Source organism: Aquamicrobium segne, assembly GCF_042656785.1.
GTDB lineage: Bacteria > Pseudomonadota > Alphaproteobacteria > Rhizobiales > Rhizobiaceae > Mesorhizobium > Mesorhizobium segne.
Window position 1 is genome coordinate 23,726 of sequence record NZ_JBHSLL010000046.1, and the last position, 22,476, is coordinate 46,201.

Genomic DNA, 22,476 nt, shown 5'->3' on the forward strand with positions numbered 1-22,476 from the left:
GGTTTTCCCTGCAATACAGGGGAATGGGGCAGCGGGCAAGGGCAGGCGGGGTTTTAGACAAAAAAGGCCGGTGTAAAAACACCGGCCTTTTGCTTGTTTTGACAAGTCTGACTTACTCGGCTGCCTCGCTGTAATCCGACATGGGCGGGCAGGAGCAGACCAGATTGCGGTCACCGGCCACATTGTCGATACGCGACACGGGCGGCCAGTATTTGACCATGCTGCTGAACTCGCCTGCGGGGAAGGCTGCTTCCATGCGCGAATAAGGATGTGTCCATTCGCCAGCCAGAACCTCGACGGTGGTGTGCGGGGCATTGACCAGTGGATTGTCATGGGCTGGCCATTCACCCTTTTCCACCTTGGTGGCTTCGTCGGCGATGGCGATCAGGGCCGCACACAGACGATCCACTTCGGCCTTCGGTTCCGATTCCGTCGGCTCGATCATCAGTGTGCCGGCAACCGGGAACGACATGGTCGGTGCGTGGAAGCCATAGTCGATCAGCCGCTTGGCAATATCGTCGACGGTAATGCCTGAACGGTCCTTGAGGATGCGGGTGTCGAGAATGCACTCATGCGCAACACGCCCGCCACGACCCCGGTAGAGCACCGAATAATGATTGCCCAGACGCGCCACCAGATAGTTGGCCGACAGGATGGCAATCTCGGTCGCCTTTTTCAGTTCCGGCCCCATCATGCGGATATACATCCAGGTGATGGGCAGGATCGAGGCGCTGCCGAAGGGGGCTGCCGAAACCGCACGATTTGAACCTTCCGACACATGGCCCGGCAGATGCGGGACAAGATGCGCCTTGACACCGATCGGGCCAACGCCCGGACCGCCGCCGCCATGCGGGATGCAGAAGGTTTTATGCAGGTTCATGTGGCAGACATCGGCGCCGATGTCGCCCGGACGGGCAAGGCCGACCAGCGCGTTCAGATTGGCGCCATCAAAATAAACCTGTCCGCCATGCTCATGCACGATGGTGCAGATTTCCTTGGCCCCTTCCTCGAACACGCCATGCGTGGACGGGTAGGTAAACATCAGTGCGGCCAGATTGGCGCTGTGCTTTTCAGCCTTGGCCTTCAGGTCATTAATGTCGATATTGCCATCATCGGTGCAGCGCACCACAACCACGCTCATGCCGGCCATGGCCGCACTAGCAGGGTTGGTGCCATGGGCAGAAGAAGGGATGAGACAGATATTGCGGTGTTCTTCACCACGTGACTTGTGATAGCCGCGAATGGCGAGCAGGCCCGCATATTCGCCCTGGCTACCGGCGTTTGGCTGCATGGTGACAGCATCAAAACCGGTAATTTCAGCCAGCCAGCCTTCCAGTTCGGCAATCATGTCGCGAATGCCAAGCGAGTGGGCTTTGGGGGCGAAGGGGTGCAGATTGGCGACATTGGGCCAACTCACCGGCATCATTTCTGCTGCCGCATTGAGCTTCATGGTGCACGAGCCAAGCGGGATCATGGCGCGGTCAAGTGCCAGATCCTTGTCGGCCAGCATGCGCAGATAGCGCATCATGTCGGTTTCGGAACGGTTTTCATGGAAAACCGCTTGAGTCAGAAATTCGCGACCGCGTGGTTTGCCCGGCATTGTGCTGGTGGCAGAGGCTTTTGCCTTGGCGCCAAACAGGGCGGCAATTGCCTCAAGGTCAGCTTCCGTAGAGGTTTCGTCAAAGGCAATGCTGACATGATCAGCGTCAATGACGCGCAAAAGTCTGTTGCCTTTTTCTGCTTCAGAAGCAATGGCTTGCGCCTTGCCTTTCACCTCAACTGTGACCGTGTCAAAGCGGCTGGTTCCAAGAACTGCAACACCGGCAGCGCTTAAACCTTCAGCCAGACCATTGGCAAGCGCATGTATCTGCGAGGCAATGCCTTGCAGCCCTGCCGGACCATGCCAGACGGCATAGGCGGCTGCCATATTGGCCAGCAGCGCCTGCGCGGTGCAGATGTTGGAGGTCGCCTTGTCGCGGCGGATATGCTGCTCACGTGTTTGCAGGGCAAGCCGGAAGCCGGGGCGGCCATGGGCATCCACTGACTGGCCAACGAGACGGCCGGGCATCAGGCGGGTCAGCTTTTCCGATACGGCGCAATAGGCCGCATGTGGGCCGCCAAAGCCCATCGGAACGCCAAAGCGCTGCATGGAGCCAACGGCAATATCGGCGCCGAGGCTGGCAGGTGAACTGGTGATGGTCAGCGACAGCGGATCACAGACAAAGATGACCAGGGCATCAACAGATTTTGCCTTTTCGATCGCAGCCTTGTGGTCGCCATAGACGCCATTGGCATCTGGCCAGGAAACGATGAGGGCAGCCGTCGTGTCGTCAATGCCATCACTGTTGATTTCGATGTCGAGCGGTTCGGCGCGCGTGTGCAGAACATCGAGAGTTTGCGGCAGCGGTACACCGGCCAACGCAATTTTATTGCGCTTGTCGCGATGATGGCGAATGGCAATGCCAACGGCTTCGGCAGCCGCCGTTGCCTCATCCAGCAGCGAGGCAGACGCAACGGGAAGACCCGTCAGTTCGGCAACCAGGGTCTGGAAATTAAACAGCATTTCCAGACGACCCTGACTGATTTCGGCCTGATAGGGCGTATAGGCCGTGTACCAGGCCGGGTTTTCAAACAGGTTACGCTGGATGACCGGCGGCACCTGCACGCCATGATAGCCCGCGCCAATAAAACTCTTCATCACAATGTTGCGGGACATGGTGGTGGAGAGTTCGTCCAGAGCCTGAGCTTCCGAGGCCGGAGCAGGAAGGTTTAAAGCGCGTTCAAGCCGTATCGACTTGGGAACGGCCTGATCGATCAGTTCATCAAGTGAAGCAACGCCGATCCGGTCGAGCATGGCGCGAACATCATCGTCGCCGGGACCGATATGACGGTCTGTAAATGCATAAGGTGCCGTGGTCATCTTTATATCCTGTTAGCCTATATGGGCGTTGTAGGCTGCCTCATCCATGAGGCCATCGAACTGGCTCTTGTCGGAGACTTTCATCTTCCACAGCCAGCCATCACCGGTTGCTGCCGAGTTGACCAGCGCCGGATCCGAGGCAAGCGCTTCATTGGCCTCGATGACTTCGCCGTCAACAGGGGCATAAACGTCAGATGCGGCCTTGACCGATTCCACAATTACTGCGGTGTCGCCCTTGGCCAGTTCCTTGCCTGCTTCGGGAAGGTCAACGAAAACGAGATCGCCAAGCTGTTCTTGCGCATAATCGGTGATGCCAACGGTCACGACATCGCCGTCAACGCGCAGCCATTCGTGATCTTCGGTGTAATAGGTTGTTGCCATGAGATTTATCCTTTGCGGTAGCGATGTGGTGTGAAGGGCAGGGCGTGAACGTCAATCGGCATTTTGGTGCCGCGAACATCGGCATAAAACCTTGTGCCAATGGCTGATGAAGAGGCGGGCACATAGCCCATGGCGACCGGATGGCCAGCCGAAGGGCCAAAGCCACCAGAGGTGATGCGACCGACCTGATTGCCATCGGCATCGAACAAAGCCGTACCGGCGCGAACGGGCTGGCGGCCTTCAGGCTTGAGACCGACGCGCTTTTCCACCGCGCCACGGGCAATGAGGTCACGCAAGGCGGAAGCACCCGTAAACTGGCCTTCCGCGCGCAAGGTTTTGGGAATTGCCCACATGAGGCTGGCATCGACCGGGTTGGTGTCAGCCGAAATATCATTGCCATGCAGGCAAAGGCCGGCCTCAAGACGCAGGCTGTCGCGTGCAGCAAGACCGATCCACATGACGCGCTCATCTGAAAACAATTTTTCAAGCAGTTCGCGCGCGTCTTTTTCCGGCAGGCTGATTTCAAAGCCATCTTCACCGGTATAGCCCGAGCGGGTCAAAAACCAGCTATCGCGTGGCTCAACACCATACATGAAGGAAAGGCCCGAGGTCTCGATACCTGCCTTGTTAAGGGCGGCTTCCGCTTCCGGTCCCTGGATAGCGAGAAAGATGCGGTCGAGCGGGTTGACGGTGGCATTGATCCCCTCGGCACTTTTTTGCAGCAGGGCAATGTCTTGCGCTGCATTGCCGGCATTGGCGGCCACCATGAAACGGTTGTCGCCAAGGGGGGTGATAATCACATCGTCAAGAATGCCTGCATTGTCATTGAGAAGAAAGGTGTATTTGGACTGAAGCAGGGGCAAGGCGGCTGCGTCCAGCGGGCAGGCGCGCCCAAGCAGTTTTGCGGAATCTGTGCCAGAAATCTCGATCATCTTCATATGCGAGATGTCGAACACACCCACATGTTCGCGCACATGCTGATGTTCTTTCATGACACCGGCCGGATAGGTCAGTGGCATGGACCAGCCAGCGAATGCGCCAAAGCGCGCCCCGGCTTTTTGATGCAGATCTTCAAGGGGCAGATGTCTTATGTCTTCGCCTGTCATGACTTCTCCAGAATAACACGTGTAACCGCACCGTGCGGCTGTTGCGTGCCCCTCTGTCTGAAGCCTGAGAGACTCGTGCCGCCGGAAACTTGTCGACAACACTTACACCTTCGGCGCAGGGCCTGACAGGCCCTGACTTTCCAGAGTGTCGTTACTGTAAACGGTTCTTTTGCCTGAGAGATTTCGGGCGATTTCCCCTTCGGCGACAGCTTGGCGCTGTTCTCTCCCGCAAACAGTTGAAGCTTTGCAAGCCTCCCGACGGCAGTTGCTTAGCCTAGTCTGGGCGGTTTGTCACCATTCTCAAAACAGCAATGGCAATTATTGTAGCTTCATATGCTGCCTTAACGGTCGGCTGCGGCCAGACGGTCGAGATCAAGCTGGAGCTTGGAAATGAGCTGGCCTGTCTGGGCATGAAGAAATTTCAGCCGGGAAAGTTGTTTGGCCATATCTTCGGGCTTGTCGGCCTCTGTTTCTGCCGGGCCCTGACCCACGCCATGCAGCAGCCATGCAATGCTGACGCCGAGCAGGCCTGCAATTTTGTTCAGGCGGTGAAAATTGGGCATTGAGCGATCATTTTCCCAGCCGCTTACGGTTCCGGGTTTGACACACATGCGACGGGCAAACTGATCGGTATCCAGTTCGCACGCATCAAGGGCTCTGGAAAAACGACCGCCAAAAGTGTCGATGTCCGGTGATTCTTCTAAGATATTTTCGGGGTCCGTCACCCGTTTCGCCTCCGGTTTGTTGAGCATCAAGTCGAGAAGGTCTGCTTATGCAAACCATCGACAAAGCATAGAATGATGCCTCTGATGCGCAACCCTGTTTGCGACAATTTCGCGTTAAAGCGTGTCGCGATCTTTCAGATTCGCGCGACCCGCTTTAAGCCTTTGTTTTTACGCATGTCTTTATCCCGAAACTGGTTCTTAAGTTCGAGAGACAGGCTTTAGACATTGAAAATAAATCTATATTTTTAATTGGTGCAGGGGTGTCGCACAACAATTCTCAATAGGCGTTTTCGGTGTTGAGAAGACGGATCGGGGTCAAAAACAGGATTCTAAGGTCAAACAGCAGCGACCAGTTTTCGATGTAATAAAGGTCAAGTTCCGTGCGCATACGGATTTTTTCATCCGTATCCATTTCGCCGCGCCAGCCATTGATCTGCGCCCAGCCGGTAACGCCCGGCTTGACCTTGTGACGGGCAAAATAACCGTCCACCACTTCCGCATAGAGCAGATTATGTGACTGGGCAGCCACCGCATGGGGGCGCGGGCCGACTAGTGACAGCGACCCGAACAGAGCGTTGAAGAACTGGGGCAGTTCATCAATCGAAGTCTTGCGGATGAAGCGACCAACACGGGTGACGCGCGGATCGTTGCGGGTGACTGTTTTCTTGGCGGTCGGGTCGGACTGGTCGGCATACATGGATCGGAATTTATAGACTTCGATCACCTCATTGTTGAAGCCGTGGCGCTTTTGCTTGAACAGCACCGGGCCTTTTGAATCCAGCTTGATGGCAATGGCTGTAGCAATCATGATGGGTGAAAAGGCCAGAATGCCGATAAGGCTGAAAGTAATATCGAAAATACGCTTGGCGATCGAACTCCAGCCGTCAATCGGCTTGTCGAAAATATCAAGCAGGGGAACCGAGCCGATATAGGAATAGGCACGGGGCCGAAACTGCAAGGCACTGCTTTGCGCTGAAAGCCGTATATCGACAGGCAGCACCCAAAGTTTTTTGAGCAGTTGCAAAACCCGCTGTTCGGCAGTGACGGGCAAGGAAACAAGCAGCATGTCGATATGGGCGATGCGCGCAAATTCAATCAGTTCTGAAATTGTCCCCAGTTTGGGATAACCGGCCACGAGGGGCGGTGAGCGCTTGTCGTCACGGTCGTCAAAAATGCCACAGATGCGAATATCATTAAAAGGCTGCTGCTCGATGGCGCGGATCAGGCTTTCGGCTGATTTTCCGCCGCCGACGATGACAGCGCGGCGCTCCATGCGGCCATTGCGTGCCCAGCGCCGGATCAGATGCGCCACAATCAGGCGCAATATGAAACTTGAGGCAAAACCACCCACAAACCACAAGCCGAACATAAGGCGTGAAAAATCTTCGCCAACTTTCAGCATGAAGGCGGCAAGCGCCATCAATGCAAAGGTGCTGGCCCAGACCAGGAGGGTGTTCGAAAACGTGGTAAACGGGCGCATCAAGGCTGCTATTTGATAGCAATTGCTGAATTCCAGAAAGGTGATGGCAATGGCTGGCCCGACTGTGAAAGCAATATAATAATGCCAGTCGACGATATTGAAGGGACCAGACAAGGTTCTGTAGGCGACAAGTCCCGATACGATGAGAATGATAAATTCAATGAGACGCAACACAGTCTGCACAGCGGCAGGGGAAAGGGTTTGGGTGCCAAGCTGAGCAGCAGCGTGGCGCGCCATCTCATTGAGCACGGCCGGGTTGCCGGCGTCTTGTTTGAGCCTGTGCCCGGGGCGAGATGAAAAATGTTCTGCTGGGTCGATGTTGTTCATGAAGCTGCCTGTCAATTCTCAGACTGCTTATCAGATGAGAATAAAAAAAGCGTTCAGGCGCTTAAAGCGTGTCGCAATCTTTCAGGTTTACACAACCCGCTTTAAGCTTTTGTTTTTATGCATGTCTTTATCCCAAAGCTGGTTCTTAAGTTCGGGAGACAGGCTTTAAGTTTTAAAACAACCGCTCACGCACATTGATTGTATCGCCGGGCAAAACGGGGTCTGAAGTCAACACCCGTCCGGTAATGACCTCGCCATTGATGATGCGGGTGATATCGACATTTTGCTGGTTGGCGCGGACGGAATAACTGCCTGCCATGGCAATGGCTTTTTGCACGGTCAGTCCCGGCACATAGGAATATTGCCCGGCAGAGCCGACTTCACCCATCACGAAAACAGGACGATAGCGATCAATCTCTACGGATATGTCCGGGTCGCGCAGATAGCCGCCGCGCAATTTGTCGGCGATCTGTTTTTCCAGTTGCTGGGTGGTGTGGCCTTGTGCGGGAATGGCGCCGACAAGGGGAAAGGCAATATAGCCGGACTGATCGACATTATAGGAATTGGTCAGCCCGTCCTGCTCAAATACAGTGATGCGTACCCGGTCGCCTGCGCCCAGCCGATAGGGCTGGTTGAGCGCCTCATGAAAGGCAGCCGGTGCAGGGCGATAGCTGGAGCAACCAGACAGGATCACCAATAAGGCGATCAGGGTGCTCAGCAGGATGACAGGGCTCTTCATAAACGACTCGACAGCCGGATGATCTCTTGTCTCATTATCGCCCCGTTAGGGTTAATGCGGGGTAAAATCGTAATGATAAAAGCAGATGTGCCAGGCGCGGCCATTATATGGAAGATCTGGAATTGAGCGCCAGTTTTATGATCCGGTCAAGTTCGCCCAGAAACCGGGAACGGTCCTGTGCCGAAAAAGAAGCATTGAACCCCTTGCTTTCGCCGGTTTCGCGCAAATGCTGTTTCAACTCGCGCACGGCAAGCGCCATGCCGATTGTTTGCGCCGTGAAGGGGCGTCCGGTCGGTCCCAGCACATGCGCGCCCAGAGCCACAGCGCGGGCAGCCAGAGGAATATCGGCCGTGATGACGATGTCATGTGCCTGTGCATGCTCAACGATCCAGTCATCGGCTGCATCTGCATCCGATGACACCACGACATTGCGGATTTTCGGGTCGCGGGAAGGCCGCAGCCCGCCATTGGCCACAAAAACCGTTTCAAGATCAAAGCGTTCGGCAACACGCACGACCTCGGCCTTGACGGGGCAGGCGTCGGCATCGACGTAGATGACCGGCGCGACTGCCCCCACCATTTTAATAAATCACAACGCCGCGAACGGACTTGCCGCTGTTCATCAACTCAAAGCCCTTGTTGATGTCTTCAAGCGGCATGGTGTGGGTGATCATCGGGTCGATCTGGATTTTGCCTTCCATATACCAGTCAACAATTCTGGGCACATCGGTGCGGCCACGTGCGCCACCAAAGGCTGTGCCTTTCCAGGTGCGACCGGTGACAAGCTGGAAGGGGCGGGTTGAAATTTCCTGGCCTACGCCTGCCACGCCGATAATGATGGATTCGCCCCAGCCGCGATGTGAGCATTCCAGCGCCTGACGCATGACCTTGACGTTGCCGGTGCAGTCAAATGTGTAGTCGGCGCCGCCGATCAGATCGGCTCCGCGCTTGGTCATATTGACGATATGGGCGACAATGTCATCAACCTCGGTCGGGTTGACGAAATGCGTCATGCCGAATTTTTCGCCCCATTCCTTCTTGTCATTGTTGATATCGACGCCGATGATCATGTCGGCTCCGGCCAGTTTCAGGCCCTGAATGACGTTGAGACCAATGCCGCCCAGACCGAATACGGCGGCTGTTGCACCAATTTCCACCTTCGCCGTGTTGAAAACCGCACCAATGCCGGTGGTCACGCCGCAGCCGATATAGCAGATCTTGTCGAAAGGTGCGTCCGGGTTGACCTTGGCCAGCGCAATTTCGGGCAAAACCGTGTGATTGGCGAAGGTCGAGCAACCCATATAGTGGAAGATTTTTTCACCCCCGACCGAAAAGCGGCTGGTGCCGTCGGGCATCAGGCCCTGTCCCTGCGTGGCGCGGATGGCGGTGCAAAGATTGGTCTTGCGGCTCAGGCACGACGGGCAGGTGCGGCATTCGGGCGTGTAAAGCGGAATGACGTGATCGCCCTTTTTCAAGGTGGTCACCCCCTTGCCGACATCGACGACAATGCCTGCGCCCTCATGGCCGAGAATGGCAGGAAAAATGCCTTCCGGGTCGGCACCTGACAGGGTGAATTCATCGGTGTGACAAATGCCTGTGGCCTTGATCTCAACCAGAACCTCGCCTTCACGTGGGCCTTCAAGGTCTACTTCCATGATTTCAAGAGGCTTGCCGGCTGCAACGGCGACGGCGGCGCGGGTTTTCATGAAGCGTGCTCCTTAGGTGAAAATATGTTGGAACGTGAATCTGTTGAGCCCAAACTAGCAGCAAGAGATGCAGGTGCAAGTCATGCCAGCTACATGCGGGTATTTTGAAGTGCCTGCCAGGGTCAGGTCTGGACACATGTGGCTGCGTTGCGATTATAAGGCTCCTTAAAAAAGAATCCCGGTTTGTAACATATGCCCCATGATCAGCCTGCAAATGAAAAGACGACAGCCTCAGAGGATGCTGCATCGGGTAACCTGTTCATCCATTTGCGGGTTCATTCTGCCTATTCGCTGCTGGAAGGGGCGCTCCAGCTTGGCGCCATTGTCGGCCATGCGCTCAAAGACAAATGTCCGGCAATTGCCATTACCGATACGAATAATCTGTTTGGTGCACTGGAATTTGCGCAAAGAACCACAAAAGACGGCATCCAGCCGCTTATGGGCTGCCAGCTTGATTTAAGTTTTTCAGAAGAAGCTGTCGACGCGCAGCGCGACCGGCGCAAAATGGGTCCTGTAACCACGCCTGTGGTGCTGATTGCCGCCAATGAAGAAGGCTATGCCAATCTGGTACGCCTCGTCAGCCATGCCTATCTTGATACGCCTTCGGGGGAGCCGGTGCATGTGACCAGTAAAATGCTGGCGCAATATTGCCCCAGTCTGATTTGCCTGACCGGCGGGCCGCTTGGACCGATTGGCAGCGCGCTGAAGGCAGATCGGGCCGAACTGGCTGAAACACGACTGCTTTTCTTGAAAAACCTGTTTGGCGACCGGCTCTATGTGGAACTGGAGCGCATGGGTGGTTATGATCGCACGGTTGAGCAACGCACCATTGATCTTGCTTACCGCCATGAATTGCCGCTGGTGGCCACCAATCAGGCGTTTTTCCTCCAGCGTGACGATTATGAGGCGCATGATGCGCTGATTGCCATTGCCGAAGGCTCGGTGATTGCGGTGGACGATCGCCGCCGCCTGTCTCCGGATAATTATCTGAAATCACAGGCTGAAATGGCGGCTTTGTTTGCTGATCTGCCTGAGGCGCTCGACAATACGGTCGAGATCGCCATGCGCTGTTCTTATTTTCCAAAAGGTCGCAAGCCGATCCTGCCGCGATTTACCAGTGTCGATGGGATCAGCGCAAATGGGCAGGATGCGGAGGCAGCAGAGCGCGCGGAAGCCGAGGAATTAAAGCGGCAGGCACGTGAAGGTCTGGCCCGCCGCCTTGATGCGCACGCTCCCTCTGCTGGCCACACAATTGAGGATTATCAGGAGCGGCTGGAATTCGAGCTTGGCATTATCGAGCGGATGAAATTTCCCGGCTATTTTCTGATCGTGGCCGACTTCATCAAATGGGCAAAGGCACAAGGCATTCCGGTCGGACCGGGGCGCGGTTCGGGTGCTGGCTCGCTGGTGGCTTATGCGCTGACCATTACCGATATTGACCCGTTGCATTTTTCACTGCTGTTTGAGCGTTTTCTCAACCCGGATCGTGTTTCGATGCCGGACTTCGATATCGACTTTTGCCAGGACCGCCGCGAGGAGGTGATCCGCTATGTGCAAAAAAAATATGGCCGTGATCAGGTCGGCCAGATCATCACTTTTGGAACGCTTCAGGCACGTGCCGTTCTGCGTGATGTGGGCCGTGTTCTGCAAATGCCTTACGGTCTGGTTGACCGGCTGTGCAAGATGGTGCCCGCCAATCCGGCCAATCCGGTCAAGCTGAAAGACGCTATCAAGGCTGAGCCGCGCTTTGCCGAAGAGGTTGAAAAAGAGCCGATTGTTGAAACACTTCTGGAGATGGCGCAAAAGCTGGAAGGGCTTTATCGCCACGCTTCCACCCATGCGGCCGGTATCGTCATTGGCGACCGGCCCTTGTGGGAACTGGTGCCGATGTATCGCGATCCGCGCTCAGACATGCCTGTTACCCAGTTCAACATGAAGAAGGTGGAAGATGCCGGGCTGGTAAAATTCGACTTTCTTGGCCTGAAGACGCTGACTGTTCTGGAAACGGCGATCAAACTCATTCGCCGCCGCGGTGTTGAAATTGATCTGTCCAGGCTGCCGCTGGATGATCAATTGACCTATGAAATGCTGTCTCGGGCCGAAACGGTTGGTGTCTTCCAGATTGAATCGGCAGGTATGCGCAAGGCGCTGATTGGAATGCGCCCCGACTGTATTGAAGATATTATTGCGTTGGTGGCGCTTTATCGCCCCGGCCCGATGGAAAATATCCCCGTCTATAATGCCCGAAAGCATGGTGAGGAGGAAACAGCCTCTATTCATCCCAAGATCGACCATCTGGTGAAGGAGACGCAAGGCGTCATCGTTTATCAGGAACAGGTCATGCAGATTGCGCAGGAACTGGCCGGTTATTCGCTTGGTGAAGCCGATCTGTTGCGCCGCGCCATGGGCAAGAAAATCCGCGCCGAGATGGATCAGCAGCGCGAACGCTTCGTGTCAGGTGCGGTCGAGCGTGGAGTGGCCAAACCACAGGCCAATTCCATTTTTGATCTGCTTGCCAAATTTGCCGACTATGGTTTCAACAAGTCGCACGCGGCCGCTTATGCCATGGTGTCTTACCAGACGGCCTATCTGAAAGCGCATTATCCGGTTGAGTTTCTGGCGGCCTCCATGACGCTCGACCTGAACAATACCGACAAGCTGGCCGATTTCCGGCAAGATGCCCTGCGCCTTGGTATCGAAGTGGTGCCGCCTTCAGTGCAAACCAGTTTTCGCGACTTTGAAGTGGGCGAAAACAGGATTTTTTACTCGCTGGCAGCGCTTAAAGGGGTTGGCGAGGCAGCCGTTGATCATATTGTGGCAAGGCGCGCTGAAGGTCAGTTCACCAGCCTTGCCGATTTTTGTGAGCGCATCGACCCCAGAATTGTTGGCAAGCGCGTGTTTGAAAGCCTGATTGTTTCGGGTGCTTTTGACTGTTTCGGGCATGAGCGTGCGGCCCTGATGGCAGGCGTTGAGCGCATGATGGGGCTGGCGGCCCTTGCCCAGCAAAATGCAACATCCGGGCAGGGCGATATTTTTGGGGCCTCGCTTGGCGCGCAATCCAATGCGCTTAGCCTGCCTGTCATGGAGCCATGGTTGCCAACGGAACGCCTGCACCGTGAATTTCAGGTGGTGGGCTTTTATCTTTCTGCCCATCCGCTGGATGAATATAAGCAGGTTTTGCAAAAGATGCGGGTGCAAAACTGGACTGACTTTGAGGCGGCTGTCAAACGCGGAGCCTCCGCCGGGCGTCTGGCCGGAACCGTGACCTCCAAACAGGAGCGCAAGACCCGAACCGGCAACAAGATGGGCGTGATCAGCCTGTCCGATACCACCGGCCAGTTTGAAGCGGTGATGTTTTCCGAAACTCTGGCGCAATATCGCGATCTTTTTGAAGCGGGAAAATCAGTGGTCATCGAAGTTGGTGCAGAAGACCGGCCAGAAGGCGTCAATTTGCGCATTCAAGGAGCGCGCTCACTTGATGATGCTGCCAGTCGGGTGCAAAAAATGCTGCGTATTTTTGTGCGTGGTGCGGCCCCCATTGGCTCACTTGCCACCCGTCTTTCACAAAATGGGGAGGGGCAGGTGAGTATCGTTGTCCTCAAGGATGAAGGGCAGGGCGAAATCGAGGTGGAACTGCCCAGGCGCTACCGTATCGACCCAAGCATTGCTTCCGCTATTGGCGCGGTTTCCGGGGTGGTTGAGGTCGAACTGGTTTAATTCCGCTCCCATGGGTGGCGTATATCGGGCTCTTGTTCCTCGCCTGTCCGGACAGGTTTGCCGCGATGGCCCTTGCCAAAAGTATAGCCTGTTTCGACGGCAGCGCGGCCGAATTTGTTACGCAACCTGTCCATCGCCTCTTCGGCCAGCGCCCGCTTGTGTGACTGAATATCGACCAGATCAGGTGGATCGGCTTTTTCAGCATCACACAGATCAGCCACGCCAATGCCAAGCAGACGGTATTTCGTTCCGTTGATTTCCTTGCGCAGCAGTTCCAGCCCGGTGGCAAAAATACGGTCGGCCAGACGGGTGGGGTCGTTAAGCTGACGATTGCGGGTGCGGGTCTTGAAATCAGCAGTCTTGAGTTTCAGTACCACGGTGCGTCCGGCCAGATCTGCTTTTTTCAGCCGTTCCGACACTTTTTCCGACAAGGCCCGCAAGACCGGGACCAGATCGTCAGAATTGCCGAAATCCTGATCGAAAGTGGTTTCTGCCGAAATACTCTTGGTATCACGCTCACGTGTAACCTGACGCGCATCGCTCCCGCGTGACAAATGATAGAGGCGGATGCCCATGCTGCCATAATTGCGCATCAGCTCTGCCTGATTCATGGTTTGAAGCTGACCGATGGTGCGGATAGCATCGCGCTCCAGCATGGAAGCAAACGCCTTGCCGACCCCCCAGATCATGGTGACAGGCTGGGGTTTTAGAAATTCCAGCGCCTCCGCCTCGCCAATGACAGAAAAGCCGCGCGGTTTGCGAAAATCCGAGGCCACCTTGGCTAAAAACTTGCAATAGGACAGGCCGACCGAGGCTGTGATGCCGATTTCTTTTTCCAGACGTGTAATAAAACGCGCCAGCACCAGCGCCGGCGGCATATTGTGCAGCCGCTGGGTGCCGGCCAGATCCAGAAAGGCTTCGTCGATGGAAATCGGCTCAACCTGTGGCGTCAGTTCCTGCATCATTTGCCGCACGTCACGCCCGACTTGTGCATATTTTTCCATATTGGGCTTGATGACGATGGCTTGCGGGCAGGCTTCCAGCGCCTTGAACATCGGCATGGCCGAGCGCACACCATTGATGCGGGCAATATAGCAGGCGGTTGAAACCACACCGCGCTTGCCGCCGCCAATGATGACGGGCTTGTCCTTCAAGGCAGGATTGTCACGTTTTTCGACTGCGGCATAAAAAGCATCGCAATCAATATGGGCCAGATGCAGCCGGTAAAGTTCCGGGTGGCGCAGCAGTCGCGGGCTGCCGCAACGCGCACAGCGTCGCACCACATCCGTTTGTGGTGTCAGGCAGTCACGGCAAAAGCCATGTTCTGGAGTGTTGGTTTGAGTGTCCATATCTCGAACATATCAGGAACATATCCCATACTATGTCAGCAAAGGGCAGGTTTCAATCGGGATTGAAGGTTGCGGTGCCGGCAAGGGCCGCAGTCAGTATTTTCTCATATTCGGCGCGCGGCACATCGATGGCGCCAAAGCGCTTGAGGTGATCGGTGGTGAATTGCGTATCGAGAAGCTGATAACCCTGCTGCCGCAACCGCTCCACCAGCGCCACGAGACAGGCTTTGGAAGCATCGCTTTGTGTAGAAAACATGCTTTCGCCGAAAAAGGCGCGCCCCAGTGAGACCCCGTAAAGACCGCCCACCAGTTGACCTTCACGCCATGCCTCGACGCAATGGCAATGGCCGATATGGTGAAGCTGGACATAAGCCTCGCGGATCGGGCCGTTGATCCATGTCGAGGGGCGCATGTCCCGCTTTTGTGCGCAGGCATCGATGACAGCCTCAAAACTGGTGTCAAAGCGAATGTCAAACGGGTTGTGGCGCAGTTTTTTGGCAAGGCTTTTGGGGATGTGAAAGCCATCAAGCGGGATGATGCCGCGCGATTCCGGGCGCACCCAGAAGACCTCGGGGTCTGACTGGCTTTCGGCCATGGGAAATACGCCAGACGCATAGGCTTTCAGCAAAAGATCGGTCGGGATGCTGAAGCCGGGGGCGAAAGGCCGGGTCATGGCGCTTCTTCATCCCCCTTGCCTTGGGGGATGAAGAAAAGGTCTGTGATGGAGATTACCACCAGATTATTCGCTCCTAGAGCATTTTGCAGTCAGATGGAATCATCTGACGTCGCACAAATGCGGCTAAAACAAGAGCTTAGAGTATTTCGTCATGTTTCCATGAAAACAAGAAATACTCTAGAGCGCCGTGCGTCCTGTCGGACGCACAAAGGACGCTCTAACTCTTTGAATGAGCATCGGAATTATCCAAAAACCGATTCCACTTTTTGGTCCGATGCTTTAGCCAGATATTTTTCCAGCCAGTGAATGTCATAATTGCCATCGGCAATGTCGTGATTGCCGACCAGATCGCGAAACAGCGGCAAGGTGGTGTTGATGCCGTCCACGACAAATTCATCCAGTGCACGGCGCAGGCGCATCATGCATTCCACGCGGTTGCGACCATGCACGATCAGCTTGCCGATCAGGCTGTCATAATAGGGCGGGATGCGATAGCCGGAATAGACACCGGAATCGACACGAATGCCTAAGCCGCCGGGTGTGTGGAAATGGGTGATGGTTCCCGGCGAAGGAACGAAGGTGCGCGCATCCTCGGCATTGATCCGGCACTCGATGGCATGACCCTGAAAGCGAATATCGCTTTGCCTGACGGACAAGCCGCTGCCGGAAGCAACGCGAATCTGCTCGTGAACGAGATCAATGCCGGTGATGGCTTCCGTGATCGGATGCTCCACCTGAAGGCGGGTGTTCATTTCGATGAAATAGAACTCGCCATTCTCATAGAGAAATTCGATCGTACCGGCCCCGGAATAGCCAAGTTCAGCCACTGCATTGGCGCAGATGGTGCCGATATGTTCACGCGAGGCATCATTAAGGGCAGGGGAAAGCGCTTCTTCCCAGACTTTCTGGTGACGGCGCTGCAATGAGCAGTCACGTTCACCGAAATGAACGCCATTGCCAGCCCCGTCGCCAAAGACCTGCAATTCGATATGGCGCGGCTTTTCCAGATATTTTTCGATATAGACAGCATCATCGCCGAAGGCTGCACCGGCTTCCGAGCGGGCCGTTGCCAGCGCCACTTCCAGATCAGCCTCACTATGGGCCACTTTCATGCCGCGTCCGCCACCACCGGCAGAAGCCTTGATGATGACCGGATAGCCGATGTCGGCTGCAATGCGGCGCGCCTCGCCCTCATCGGAGACAGCGCCGTCTGAGCCTGGAACGACAGGAATGCCAAGGCGTTTTGCCGTGCGCTTGGCTTCGATCTTGTCGCCCATCATGCGGATATGGTCGCCGGACGGGCCGATGAAGGTGATGTTGTGGGCAGCCAGAATGTCGGAGAATTTGGCATTTTCCGACAAGAACCCGTAGCCGGGATGAACTGCGTCGGCGCCGGTGATTTCACAGGCGGCGACGATCTGGTGGATGTTGAGATAACTGTCGCGTGAAGGCGGTGGGCCAATGCACACAGCCTCATCAGCCAGACGCACATGCATGGCGTCAGCATCGGCGGTTGAGTGGACAACAACGGTCTGGATACCCAGTTCCTTGCAGGCTCTGAGCACCCGCAGTGCGATTTCGCCTCGATTGGCTATGAGAATTTTTTGCAACATGCCGCTTCAGCTTACTCGACTACGACCAGGGGCTGGCCAAATTCGACCGGCTGCGCGTCATCAATCAAAATGGCGGTGACTGTTCCAGCGCGCGGGGCCGGAATCTGGTTCATGGTCTTCATGGCCTCGATGATCAGCAAAGTCTGGCCTTCGCTGACTTTCTGGCCAATCTCGATGAAGGCTTTGGCGCCTGGAGCCGGTGCAAGATAGGCGGTGCCGACCATGGGCGAGGGCACGGCGTCTTTCGATGCTTCCGGTGCGGCAGGTGGTGGGGCTGCGGGTGCAGCCTGGGGGGCAGCAGGTGCGTAGCTTGGCGCAACAGCATGCACAGCCTGCGCCTGACGCGAAATGCGCACCTTGAATTCGTCGTTTTCGACCTCGATTTCGGTCAGATTGGTGTCATTGAGAATGTCCGCAAGATCGCGGATAAGTTGTTGGTCAACACCGGTTTTCTTATTTGTCATGGTCGAGCCTTCTTGTTGTTGCCGGTCACAGTCGTGAGGCGAGAGCCTGCAAGGCCAGCGTATAGCCGAGGGGGCCAAAGCCGCAGATCATTCCCGCAGCATTCGGCGCAATCATGGAAACGTGCCGAAACGCTTCACGGGCATGTATGTTGGAAAGATGAACTTCCACGACGGGCAAGGGCTGAACTGCCTTGATCGCATCGCAAAGTGCAATTGAGGTATGGGTATAGGCTGCTGCATTAAGCACGATGCCGACCGCCTTGTCGGCTGCCTCGTGAATCCAGTCAACCAGAACACCTTCATGGTTGCTCTGGCGAAAATCTGTCTTCAATCCAAGAGCCTGAGCGGATTGACGGCAAAGGTCAGCAATGCCGTCAAGCGTCTGCGTCCCATAGATGGACGGTTCGCGCTTGCCGAGCATGTTCAGATTGGGACCGTTTAAAATAAAAACAGTTTTCAATATCCCGACCTTGTCCTGCTTAAAGGAATGTTACCATCCGTATCGGACCTTCTATAATGCGCTTAAGCAGCCGCGCAAAGAGCGCAAGCAGCTTCTTTACCTGTCCACAGCAGGTTATTTCATACAAAAACTGTTTTTACCTCAGAGAGCTTTTCTGACTGCTGCAATTTTTTCCGAAAGAACCGCCTTGCCCAGAGCGCCAAACACAACCTCATCACCCACCACATAAGACGGGGTGCCGGTGATGGAAAGTTTTGTCGCCAGCTCATAGGTTGCTGAAAGGGCCTGCGGAATGGAAGGGTCCTGCATCTTTGCGCGCAATTCAGCCTCATCAACCCCCAGCGACAAGGCAATTTTGATGGCAGTTTCTTCGGAAGCGCCACCCTTTTCACTCATCAAGGCGCGGTGAAATTCATCATATTTTTCAGGTTGAAGAAGATGAAAAGCCATGGAAACAATGCTGGCCCTTTGTGAATCCGCACTTAAAATCGGAAATTCCTTGAGCACGAAGCGCAGGTCGGAATTTTCCCTGGTTAGCGCGTCCATATCATCCATGGCGCGTTTGCAGTAGCCGCAATTGTAATCATAAAATTCCACAATGGTGATCTTGCCATCGGGATTGCCGACGACGCCATCAAAGCTGGAATTGAAAATGGCGGCGCTGTTTTGCTCGATCGTATCAAGGCTGGCCAGACGCTGCTGTTCCTGCTGCTTGGCTTCCAGCGCATCCTGAGCTTCCAAAAGCACTTCCGGGTTGGTCAAAAGATAATCGCGTATGATGGTTTCAACCGCGGCGCGATCCAGTGATTGGGCCAGTGGTTGATCCAGCGATTGAGCATGAGCAGGCGATACGGATTCATAGCCGCGCTTGCCCGCCATATAACCGGTGGCAAGCAGTGCCAGGCATAGGGCCAAAACTCCAAGCAGAACCGTTTTTTTCATGATGACCCTTTCCTGTTCAGGCATGGGAGGGCGCCAGATTGCGTTACCTGCGGGCTGATTTGCCCTGATTGATGATGTCTTGCGCACGCATCCAGGCGGGCGATTTGGGTTTCAGCCGGGTCTGGGCGCGTGCAGCAAAGATTGCTGCATCCCGGTAGCGGGCAGAGTAATAATGACCTTCGGCAGTTGCCAGTTCTGCTTCGGCAACATTGCCGGTCATGCCATAGGCTTGCGCCAGATAACGATAGGCGGAAATATTTTCCCGGTCGCGCGCCAGACCCTTGTTGATTTGCGCAATAGCCTGCTTGACCGCGTCGGGCGTGCCGATTGCCAGCAAAGCCTGCCCCTGCATGACCGGCAGCAGGCCGGACTTTGCCTGATCATATTGAATGGCTTTGCCATAAGCGTTGACAGCCTCCTTTGGCCGTCCCGCCTTCATCAAAATATCGCCGCGCAATTCGTGAAAATAAGGATTTTTAGGTTGCGCTTTCAGCAGTGCATCGGTCTTGCTCTGGGCGGATCGCAGATTGCCATTGAGATAGGTGAGTTGCGCATCGCCATATTGGGCGGCAAGGCTTCCCCGGCTTTTGCTCATCATGCGCGAGACGGCAGCCTGACCTTGCGTATAGGCGGCAATCTTGAAGCGAGCCATGTCATGGCGCTGTTGCAGGGCGGCAGAATCCGTCTTGTTGTAGTTTGGACTTTTCTGAATCAGCGTTTGCAGATTGGAGATACGATCCTGTGGCATCGGGTGGCTGATCCGGTAAGGGTCAACCCGTGCACCCGACAGCGACAGGGCGCTCTGGAACCGCTGGAAAGTGGTGAGCATGCCGCGACCCGACTGGCCGGTCTTGTCAAGATAGGTAATGGCGGAGCGATCTGCCGCCATTTCTTCACCGCGCTGATAAGACAAAAGGCTGCGCCGTGCGGCTTCGCTGCCGCCAGTGGCAAGGCCGATACCTGCCCCGGCAAGGCCGCGATTATCGGTTGCGCCACCGGCAACAATGGCGCCAGCCCCTAAAAGGCCGGCAATGATGGCCATGGTTTGCGAGCGTGCAATCTGGTCACGCAGCCTTTGCTGGTGGCCACCGGCCAGATGTCCGGCCTCATGGGCAATGACGCCAATAATCTCGTTTGGTGTCTCGGCCTGCATCAGGGCACCGGTATTGATGAACATGCGCCGGCCGGCAACGAAAGCGTTAAAACTTTTGTCATTGACCAGAACGATCTGGATGCCGGACTTTGAAAGACCGGCAGCATTGAAGATCGGGCGGGAATAGTCACGCACCAGCGCTTCGATTTCCGCATCGCGCACAACTGGAATGCCTTGCGCAAAACCTTGTGCGCAGGTGGAAACCAGCAGGGCGGCGCCAATTGACAGCGCAGCCACGGCCTTGCTGAAGCTTGCCGGGGCGATTTTTGCCAAAAAATGGATATTTTTTACAGGCAGATTCGTCATCTCCGCTCCACTCGTAGCTGAGCCTTTGTGCGATGAAAAGACACTCAAGCAAAGTTCATGAACTTGTGATCCCCACAGCAATAGGGCATTTGTGCGGCGCAAAGCCATTTCCGGCGCTCTATTTTGGAACAAGGTTGATTGCAGATGCGTGTGTCGTCGTCACATCGTGGACAGGTTGAGCCGTTTCACGCCATGGATGTTCTGGCTGGTGCAAACCGGCTGATTGCGCAAGGCGTTGATGTGATTTCCATGGCGGTCGGCCAGCCATCGGACCCGGCCCCGCAGGCTGTGCGCCGTGCGGCGGCTGAAGCACTGGAGCGTGGGCGCATCGGCTATACGGATGCGCTTGGCCTCATGCGGCTGCGCCAGACCATAGCGCAGCATTATCATGAACATTACGGCCTGGATATTTCGCCTGAGCGCATTGCCGTGACAACAGGATCATCTGCCGCCTTCAATCTGGCGTTTCTGGCCATGTTTGATGTGGGTGACCGTGTGGCTATTGCCGCTCCCGGCTATCCAGCCTATCGCAACATCATGGCGGCCCTTGGCATTGAGGTTGTCGAAGTCGAATTGCAGGGAGCCTCTTTTCTGGGGGCGGAACATTTGCGCGCGCAACATGCAAAAAAACCCTTGAAGGGGGTGCTGTTTGCCAGTCCGGCCAATCCTACGGGCACGGTCACCCCGCAAGCAGAACTGACGCAACTGGTTCATGCGGCCCGTGATCTGGGCATTATGGTGATTTCCGACGAAATCTATCACCGGCTTTCCTATGATGTGCCTGATATGACCGCACTTGCCTATGGCGAGGATGTGACGGTTATCAATTCTTTCTCCAAATATTATTGCATGACGGGCTGGCGCATTGGCTGGATGGTGTTGCCGCAGGAACTGGTGCGGCCGGTGGAGCGCATTGCGCAAAGCCTTTATATTTCGGCCCCGGAATTATCGCAGATTGCAGCCATTGAGGCTTTTTCAGCCACGCAAGAGCTTGAGGCGGTAAAAGCGCGCTATGCGCAAAACCGTCAATTGCTGATGCAACGCCTGCCGGAACTCGGTTTTCCGCTGGCAGCCCCGATGGATGGCGCATTTTACGCCTTTTGCGATGTCAGCCGCCATACCAATGACAGTATGGAATTTGCCGGGCGCATGTTGGCGCAGGCGCATGTGGCGGCAACGCCAGGGAAGGATTTTGATCCACTTCAGGGGCATCGTTATATCAGATTTTCCTATGCTGGTAGCAATAGCGACATGGTTGAAGCATTGGCGCGTCTGGAGCGCTGGCTGAAAAATCATGCGTGATGATAAGGGAGGGTGATCGTGCCGGATTTGCAGGGCGTTCTGGATGAGATCGCTGCGGAAATGGCGGTGCAAACCGACCGGGGCGCTGTTGCAGATTATATCCCGGAACTGGCGACTGTGGACCCGAACCGATTTGGAATTGCGGTGGCGTTGGTTGATGGCCGGGTGCTGAGTGCCGGTGATGCACAGGATATTTTTTCAATCCAGAGTATTTCCAAGGTTTTTACGCTCACCCTGGCGCTTGGCAAGGTGGGAGACGGGCTGTGGCGCAGGGTCGGGCGTGAGCCTTCCGGCAATCCGTTCAACTCCATCGTTCAGCTTGAATATGAGGCCGCGGTTCCGCGCAATCCCTTCATCAATGCAGGCGCAATTGTTGTGGCTGACACGCTGCTGGCCGGGTATCAGCCCCGCGAAGCCATTGGTGAAATCTTGCGCTTTGTGCAATTTCTGGCTGACGACGACAGCATTGTCATCGACCATATGGTTGCAGCATCGGAACGTGCGACTGGATTTCGTAATGTGGCGCTTGCCAATTACATGAAATCATTTGGCAATCTCGATCATGCACCCGAATTGGCGCTGGGGGTCTATTTTCACCATTGCGCCATTGCCATGAATTGTTGCCAATTGGCGCTGGCCGGGCGGTTTCTGGCCGACAGGGGGCGCAGTGCCGGCGGCCATTCGGTTGTCTCGGCAGAACGCGCCCGGCGTATCAGCGCCCTGATGCTGACCTGTGGCCATTATGACGGCTCAGGCGATTTTGCCTTCCGGGTTGGCATTCCTGCCAAAAGTGGCGTTGGCGGCGGTATTTTGGGAACTGTGCCCGGTGTCGGGTCTGTTGCTGTCTGGTCGCCGGGCTTGAACAGGCAGGGCAATTCGCAGCTGGGTATGTTGGCGCTGGAAAAACTGGCCCGGGTCATGAACTGGTCAGTGTTTGGAAGCTAAAGCCTGTCTCCCGAACTGGGAACCAGTTTCAGGATAAAGACATGCGTAAAACAAAGGCTTAAAGCGGGTCGCGTGAATCTGAAAGATTGCGACACGCTTTAGGGTCGAAACCCAATCAGAGTATTGCGTAAATTTTTGAAATCAGATTCTGTGCATGTACAGACA

Annotated in this window: 18 protein-coding genes and 1 riboswitch; of the genes, 3 read left to right on the forward strand and 15 right to left on the reverse strand. The window is 55.5% G+C overall.

Translation table 11 applies throughout. The annotated features are described in order from the left end of the window. Positions 1-112 precede the first annotated feature (112 nt). From gcvP to ACFPLB_RS13120, 8 genes are all read right to left on the reverse strand, one after another. Positions 113-2,920, reverse strand: a complete 2,808-nt coding sequence (gcvP, locus tag ACFPLB_RS13085) for an aminomethyl-transferring glycine dehydrogenase (RefSeq protein ID WP_378230317.1) — start codon at positions 2,918-2,920, stop codon at positions 113-115. Between the two features lie 12 nt (positions 2,921-2,932). Beyond that, a complete protein-coding gene (gene gcvH / locus ACFPLB_RS13090; protein WP_378230319.1) occupies positions 2,933-3,301 on the reverse strand; it encodes a glycine cleavage system protein GcvH in 369 nt (122 codons plus the stop codon). Positions 3,302-3,306: 5 nt separating this feature from the next. Next, positions 3,307-4,407 carry a glycine cleavage system aminomethyltransferase GcvT gene (gene gcvT / locus ACFPLB_RS13095; protein ID WP_378230322.1) on the reverse strand — a complete coding sequence of 367 codons (1,101 nt, stop codon included), beginning with the start codon at positions 4,405-4,407 and terminating at the stop codon, positions 3,307-3,309. Positions 4,408-4,558: 151 nt separating this feature from the next. Further along, a riboswitch (glycine riboswitch) is annotated at positions 4,559-4,646 on the reverse strand. 102 nt (positions 4,647-4,748) lie between these two features. Next, positions 4,749-5,132 (reverse strand): helix-turn-helix domain-containing protein, encoded by a 384-nt coding sequence (locus tag ACFPLB_RS13100; RefSeq protein WP_378230323.1) that lies wholly within the window; start codon positions 5,130-5,132, stop codon positions 4,749-4,751. 277 nt (positions 5,133-5,409) lie between these two features. Beyond that, positions 5,410-6,939 (reverse strand): undecaprenyl-phosphate glucose phosphotransferase, encoded by a 1,530-nt coding sequence (locus ACFPLB_RS13105; RefSeq protein WP_378230325.1) that lies wholly within the window; start codon positions 6,937-6,939, stop codon positions 5,410-5,412. A 172-nt stretch (positions 6,940-7,111) separates the two neighbouring features. Beyond that, positions 7,112-7,678 carry a polysaccharide biosynthesis/export family protein gene (locus ACFPLB_RS13110; protein ID WP_378230327.1) on the reverse strand — a complete coding sequence of 189 codons (567 nt, stop codon included), beginning with the start codon at positions 7,676-7,678 and terminating at the stop codon, positions 7,112-7,114. A 103-nt stretch (positions 7,679-7,781) separates the two neighbouring features. Beyond that, positions 7,782-8,258: a YaiI/YqxD family protein gene (locus ACFPLB_RS13115; RefSeq protein WP_378230329.1), complete on the reverse strand. Its 477-nt coding sequence runs from the start codon at positions 8,256-8,258 to the stop codon at positions 7,782-7,784. Between the two features lies 1 nt (position 8,259). Next, the gene (locus ACFPLB_RS13120; RefSeq protein ID WP_378230331.1) at positions 8,260-9,384 is read right to left on the reverse strand and encodes an S-(hydroxymethyl)glutathione dehydrogenase/class III alcohol dehydrogenase; all 1,125 of its coding nucleotides are present in this window, start codon (positions 9,382-9,384) and stop codon (positions 8,260-8,262) included. Between the two features lie 192 nt (positions 9,385-9,576). Between ACFPLB_RS13120 and dnaE the strand changes: the two genes are divergently transcribed. Next, positions 9,577-13,101: a DNA polymerase III subunit alpha gene (gene dnaE / locus ACFPLB_RS13125; RefSeq protein WP_378230333.1), complete on the forward strand. Its 3,525-nt coding sequence runs from the start codon at positions 9,577-9,579 to the stop codon at positions 13,099-13,101. Here the strand turns inward: dnaE and ACFPLB_RS13130 are convergent. The 7 genes from ACFPLB_RS13130 to ACFPLB_RS13160 form a co-directional block, all read right to left on the reverse strand. Then, positions 13,098-14,450, reverse strand: coding sequence for a DNA polymerase IV (locus ACFPLB_RS13130; protein WP_378230335.1), 1,353 nt, complete (start codon positions 14,448-14,450; stop codon positions 13,098-13,100). The two genes, dnaE and ACFPLB_RS13130, sit on opposite strands and share 4 nt — an antisense overlap. Positions 14,451-14,502: 52 nt before the next feature. Next, a complete protein-coding gene (gene aat, locus ACFPLB_RS13135; protein ID WP_378230337.1) occupies positions 14,503-15,123 on the reverse strand; it encodes a leucyl/phenylalanyl-tRNA--protein transferase in 621 nt (206 codons plus the stop codon). 245 nt (positions 15,124-15,368) lie between these two features. Then, positions 15,369-16,739 (reverse strand): acetyl-CoA carboxylase biotin carboxylase subunit, encoded by a 1,371-nt coding sequence (gene accC, locus ACFPLB_RS13140; protein WP_378230339.1) that lies wholly within the window; start codon positions 16,737-16,739, stop codon positions 15,369-15,371. Positions 16,740-16,750: 11 nt separating this feature from the next. Next, positions 16,751-17,203, reverse strand: coding sequence for an acetyl-CoA carboxylase biotin carboxyl carrier protein (gene accB / locus ACFPLB_RS13145; RefSeq protein WP_378230340.1), 453 nt, complete (start codon positions 17,201-17,203; stop codon positions 16,751-16,753). 25 nt (positions 17,204-17,228) lie between these two features. Next, on the reverse strand, positions 17,229-17,663 hold the full coding sequence (gene aroQ, locus ACFPLB_RS13150) for a type II 3-dehydroquinate dehydratase (RefSeq protein ID WP_378230341.1): 435 nt from the start codon (positions 17,661-17,663) through the stop codon (positions 17,229-17,231). Between the two features lie 141 nt (positions 17,664-17,804). Continuing rightward, positions 17,805-18,605 carry a DsbA family protein gene (locus ACFPLB_RS13155; RefSeq protein WP_378230342.1) on the reverse strand — a complete coding sequence of 267 codons (801 nt, stop codon included), beginning with the start codon at positions 18,603-18,605 and terminating at the stop codon, positions 17,805-17,807. A gap of 43 nt (positions 18,606-18,648) precedes the next feature. Beyond that, entirely contained in the window at positions 18,649-20,064 is a 1,416-nt protein-coding gene (locus ACFPLB_RS13160; RefSeq protein WP_378230343.1) for a M48 family metalloprotease, read from the reverse strand. A 144-nt stretch (positions 20,065-20,208) separates the two neighbouring features. On the opposite strand from ACFPLB_RS13160, the gene ACFPLB_RS13165 reads away from it, so the two are divergent. Both ACFPLB_RS13165 and ACFPLB_RS13170 read left to right on the forward strand, forming a co-directional pair. Next, positions 20,209-21,366 carry a pyridoxal phosphate-dependent aminotransferase gene (locus ACFPLB_RS13165; RefSeq protein ID WP_378230344.1) on the forward strand — a complete coding sequence of 386 codons (1,158 nt, stop codon included), beginning with the start codon at positions 20,209-20,211 and terminating at the stop codon, positions 21,364-21,366. A gap of 18 nt (positions 21,367-21,384) precedes the next feature. Then, positions 21,385-22,311 (forward strand): glutaminase, encoded by a 927-nt coding sequence (locus tag ACFPLB_RS13170; protein WP_378230345.1) that lies wholly within the window; start codon positions 21,385-21,387, stop codon positions 22,309-22,311. Positions 22,312-22,476: the final 165 nt, after the last annotated feature.

What these genes read in the sequence shown, in the direction of transcription:
- gcvP (WP_378230317.1), bottom strand. Translation starts at nt 2,920, where the DNA reads ATGACCACGGCACCTTATGCATTTACAGACCGTCATATCGGTCCCGGC.
- ACFPLB_RS13160 (WP_378230343.1), bottom strand. Translation starts at nt 20,064, where the DNA reads ATGACGAATCTGCCTGTAAAAAATATCCATTTTTTGGCAAAAATCGCC.
- ACFPLB_RS13155 (WP_378230342.1), bottom strand. Translation starts at nt 18,605, where the DNA reads ATGAAAAAAACGGTTCTGCTTGGAGTTTTGGCCCTATGCCTGGCACTG.
- ACFPLB_RS13115 (WP_378230329.1), bottom strand. Translation starts at nt 8,258, where the DNA reads ATGGTGGGGGCAGTCGCGCCGGTCATCTACGTCGATGCCGACGCCTGC.
- ACFPLB_RS13130 (WP_378230335.1), bottom strand. Translation starts at nt 14,450, where the DNA reads ATGGACACTCAAACCAACACTCCAGAACATGGCTTTTGCCGTGACTGC.
- dnaE (WP_378230333.1), top strand. Translation starts at nt 9,577, where the DNA reads ATGCCCCATGATCAGCCTGCAAATGAAAAGACGACAGCCTCAGAGGAT.
- ACFPLB_RS13120 (WP_378230331.1), bottom strand. Translation starts at nt 9,384, where the DNA reads ATGAAAACCCGCGCCGCCGTCGCCGTTGCAGCCGGCAAGCCTCTTGAA.
- accC (WP_378230339.1), bottom strand. Translation starts at nt 16,739, where the DNA reads ATGTTGCAAAAAATTCTCATAGCCAATCGAGGCGAAATCGCACTGCGG.
- aat (WP_378230337.1), bottom strand. Translation starts at nt 15,123, where the DNA reads ATGACCCGGCCTTTCGCCCCCGGCTTCAGCATCCCGACCGATCTTTTG.
- ACFPLB_RS13110 (WP_378230327.1), bottom strand. Translation starts at nt 7,678, where the DNA reads ATGAAGAGCCCTGTCATCCTGCTGAGCACCCTGATCGCCTTATTGGTG.
- ACFPLB_RS13105 (WP_378230325.1), bottom strand. Translation starts at nt 6,939, where the DNA reads ATGAACAACATCGACCCAGCAGAACATTTTTCATCTCGCCCCGGGCAC.
- gcvT (WP_378230322.1), bottom strand. Translation starts at nt 4,407, where the DNA reads ATGACAGGCGAAGACATAAGACATCTGCCCCTTGAAGATCTGCATCAA.
- ACFPLB_RS13165 (WP_378230344.1), top strand. Translation starts at nt 20,209, where the DNA reads ATGCGTGTGTCGTCGTCACATCGTGGACAGGTTGAGCCGTTTCACGCC.
- gcvH (WP_378230319.1), bottom strand. Translation starts at nt 3,301, where the DNA reads ATGGCAACAACCTATTACACCGAAGATCACGAATGGCTGCGCGTTGAC.
- accB (WP_378230340.1), bottom strand. Translation starts at nt 17,203, where the DNA reads ATGACAAATAAGAAAACCGGTGTTGACCAACAACTTATCCGCGATCTT.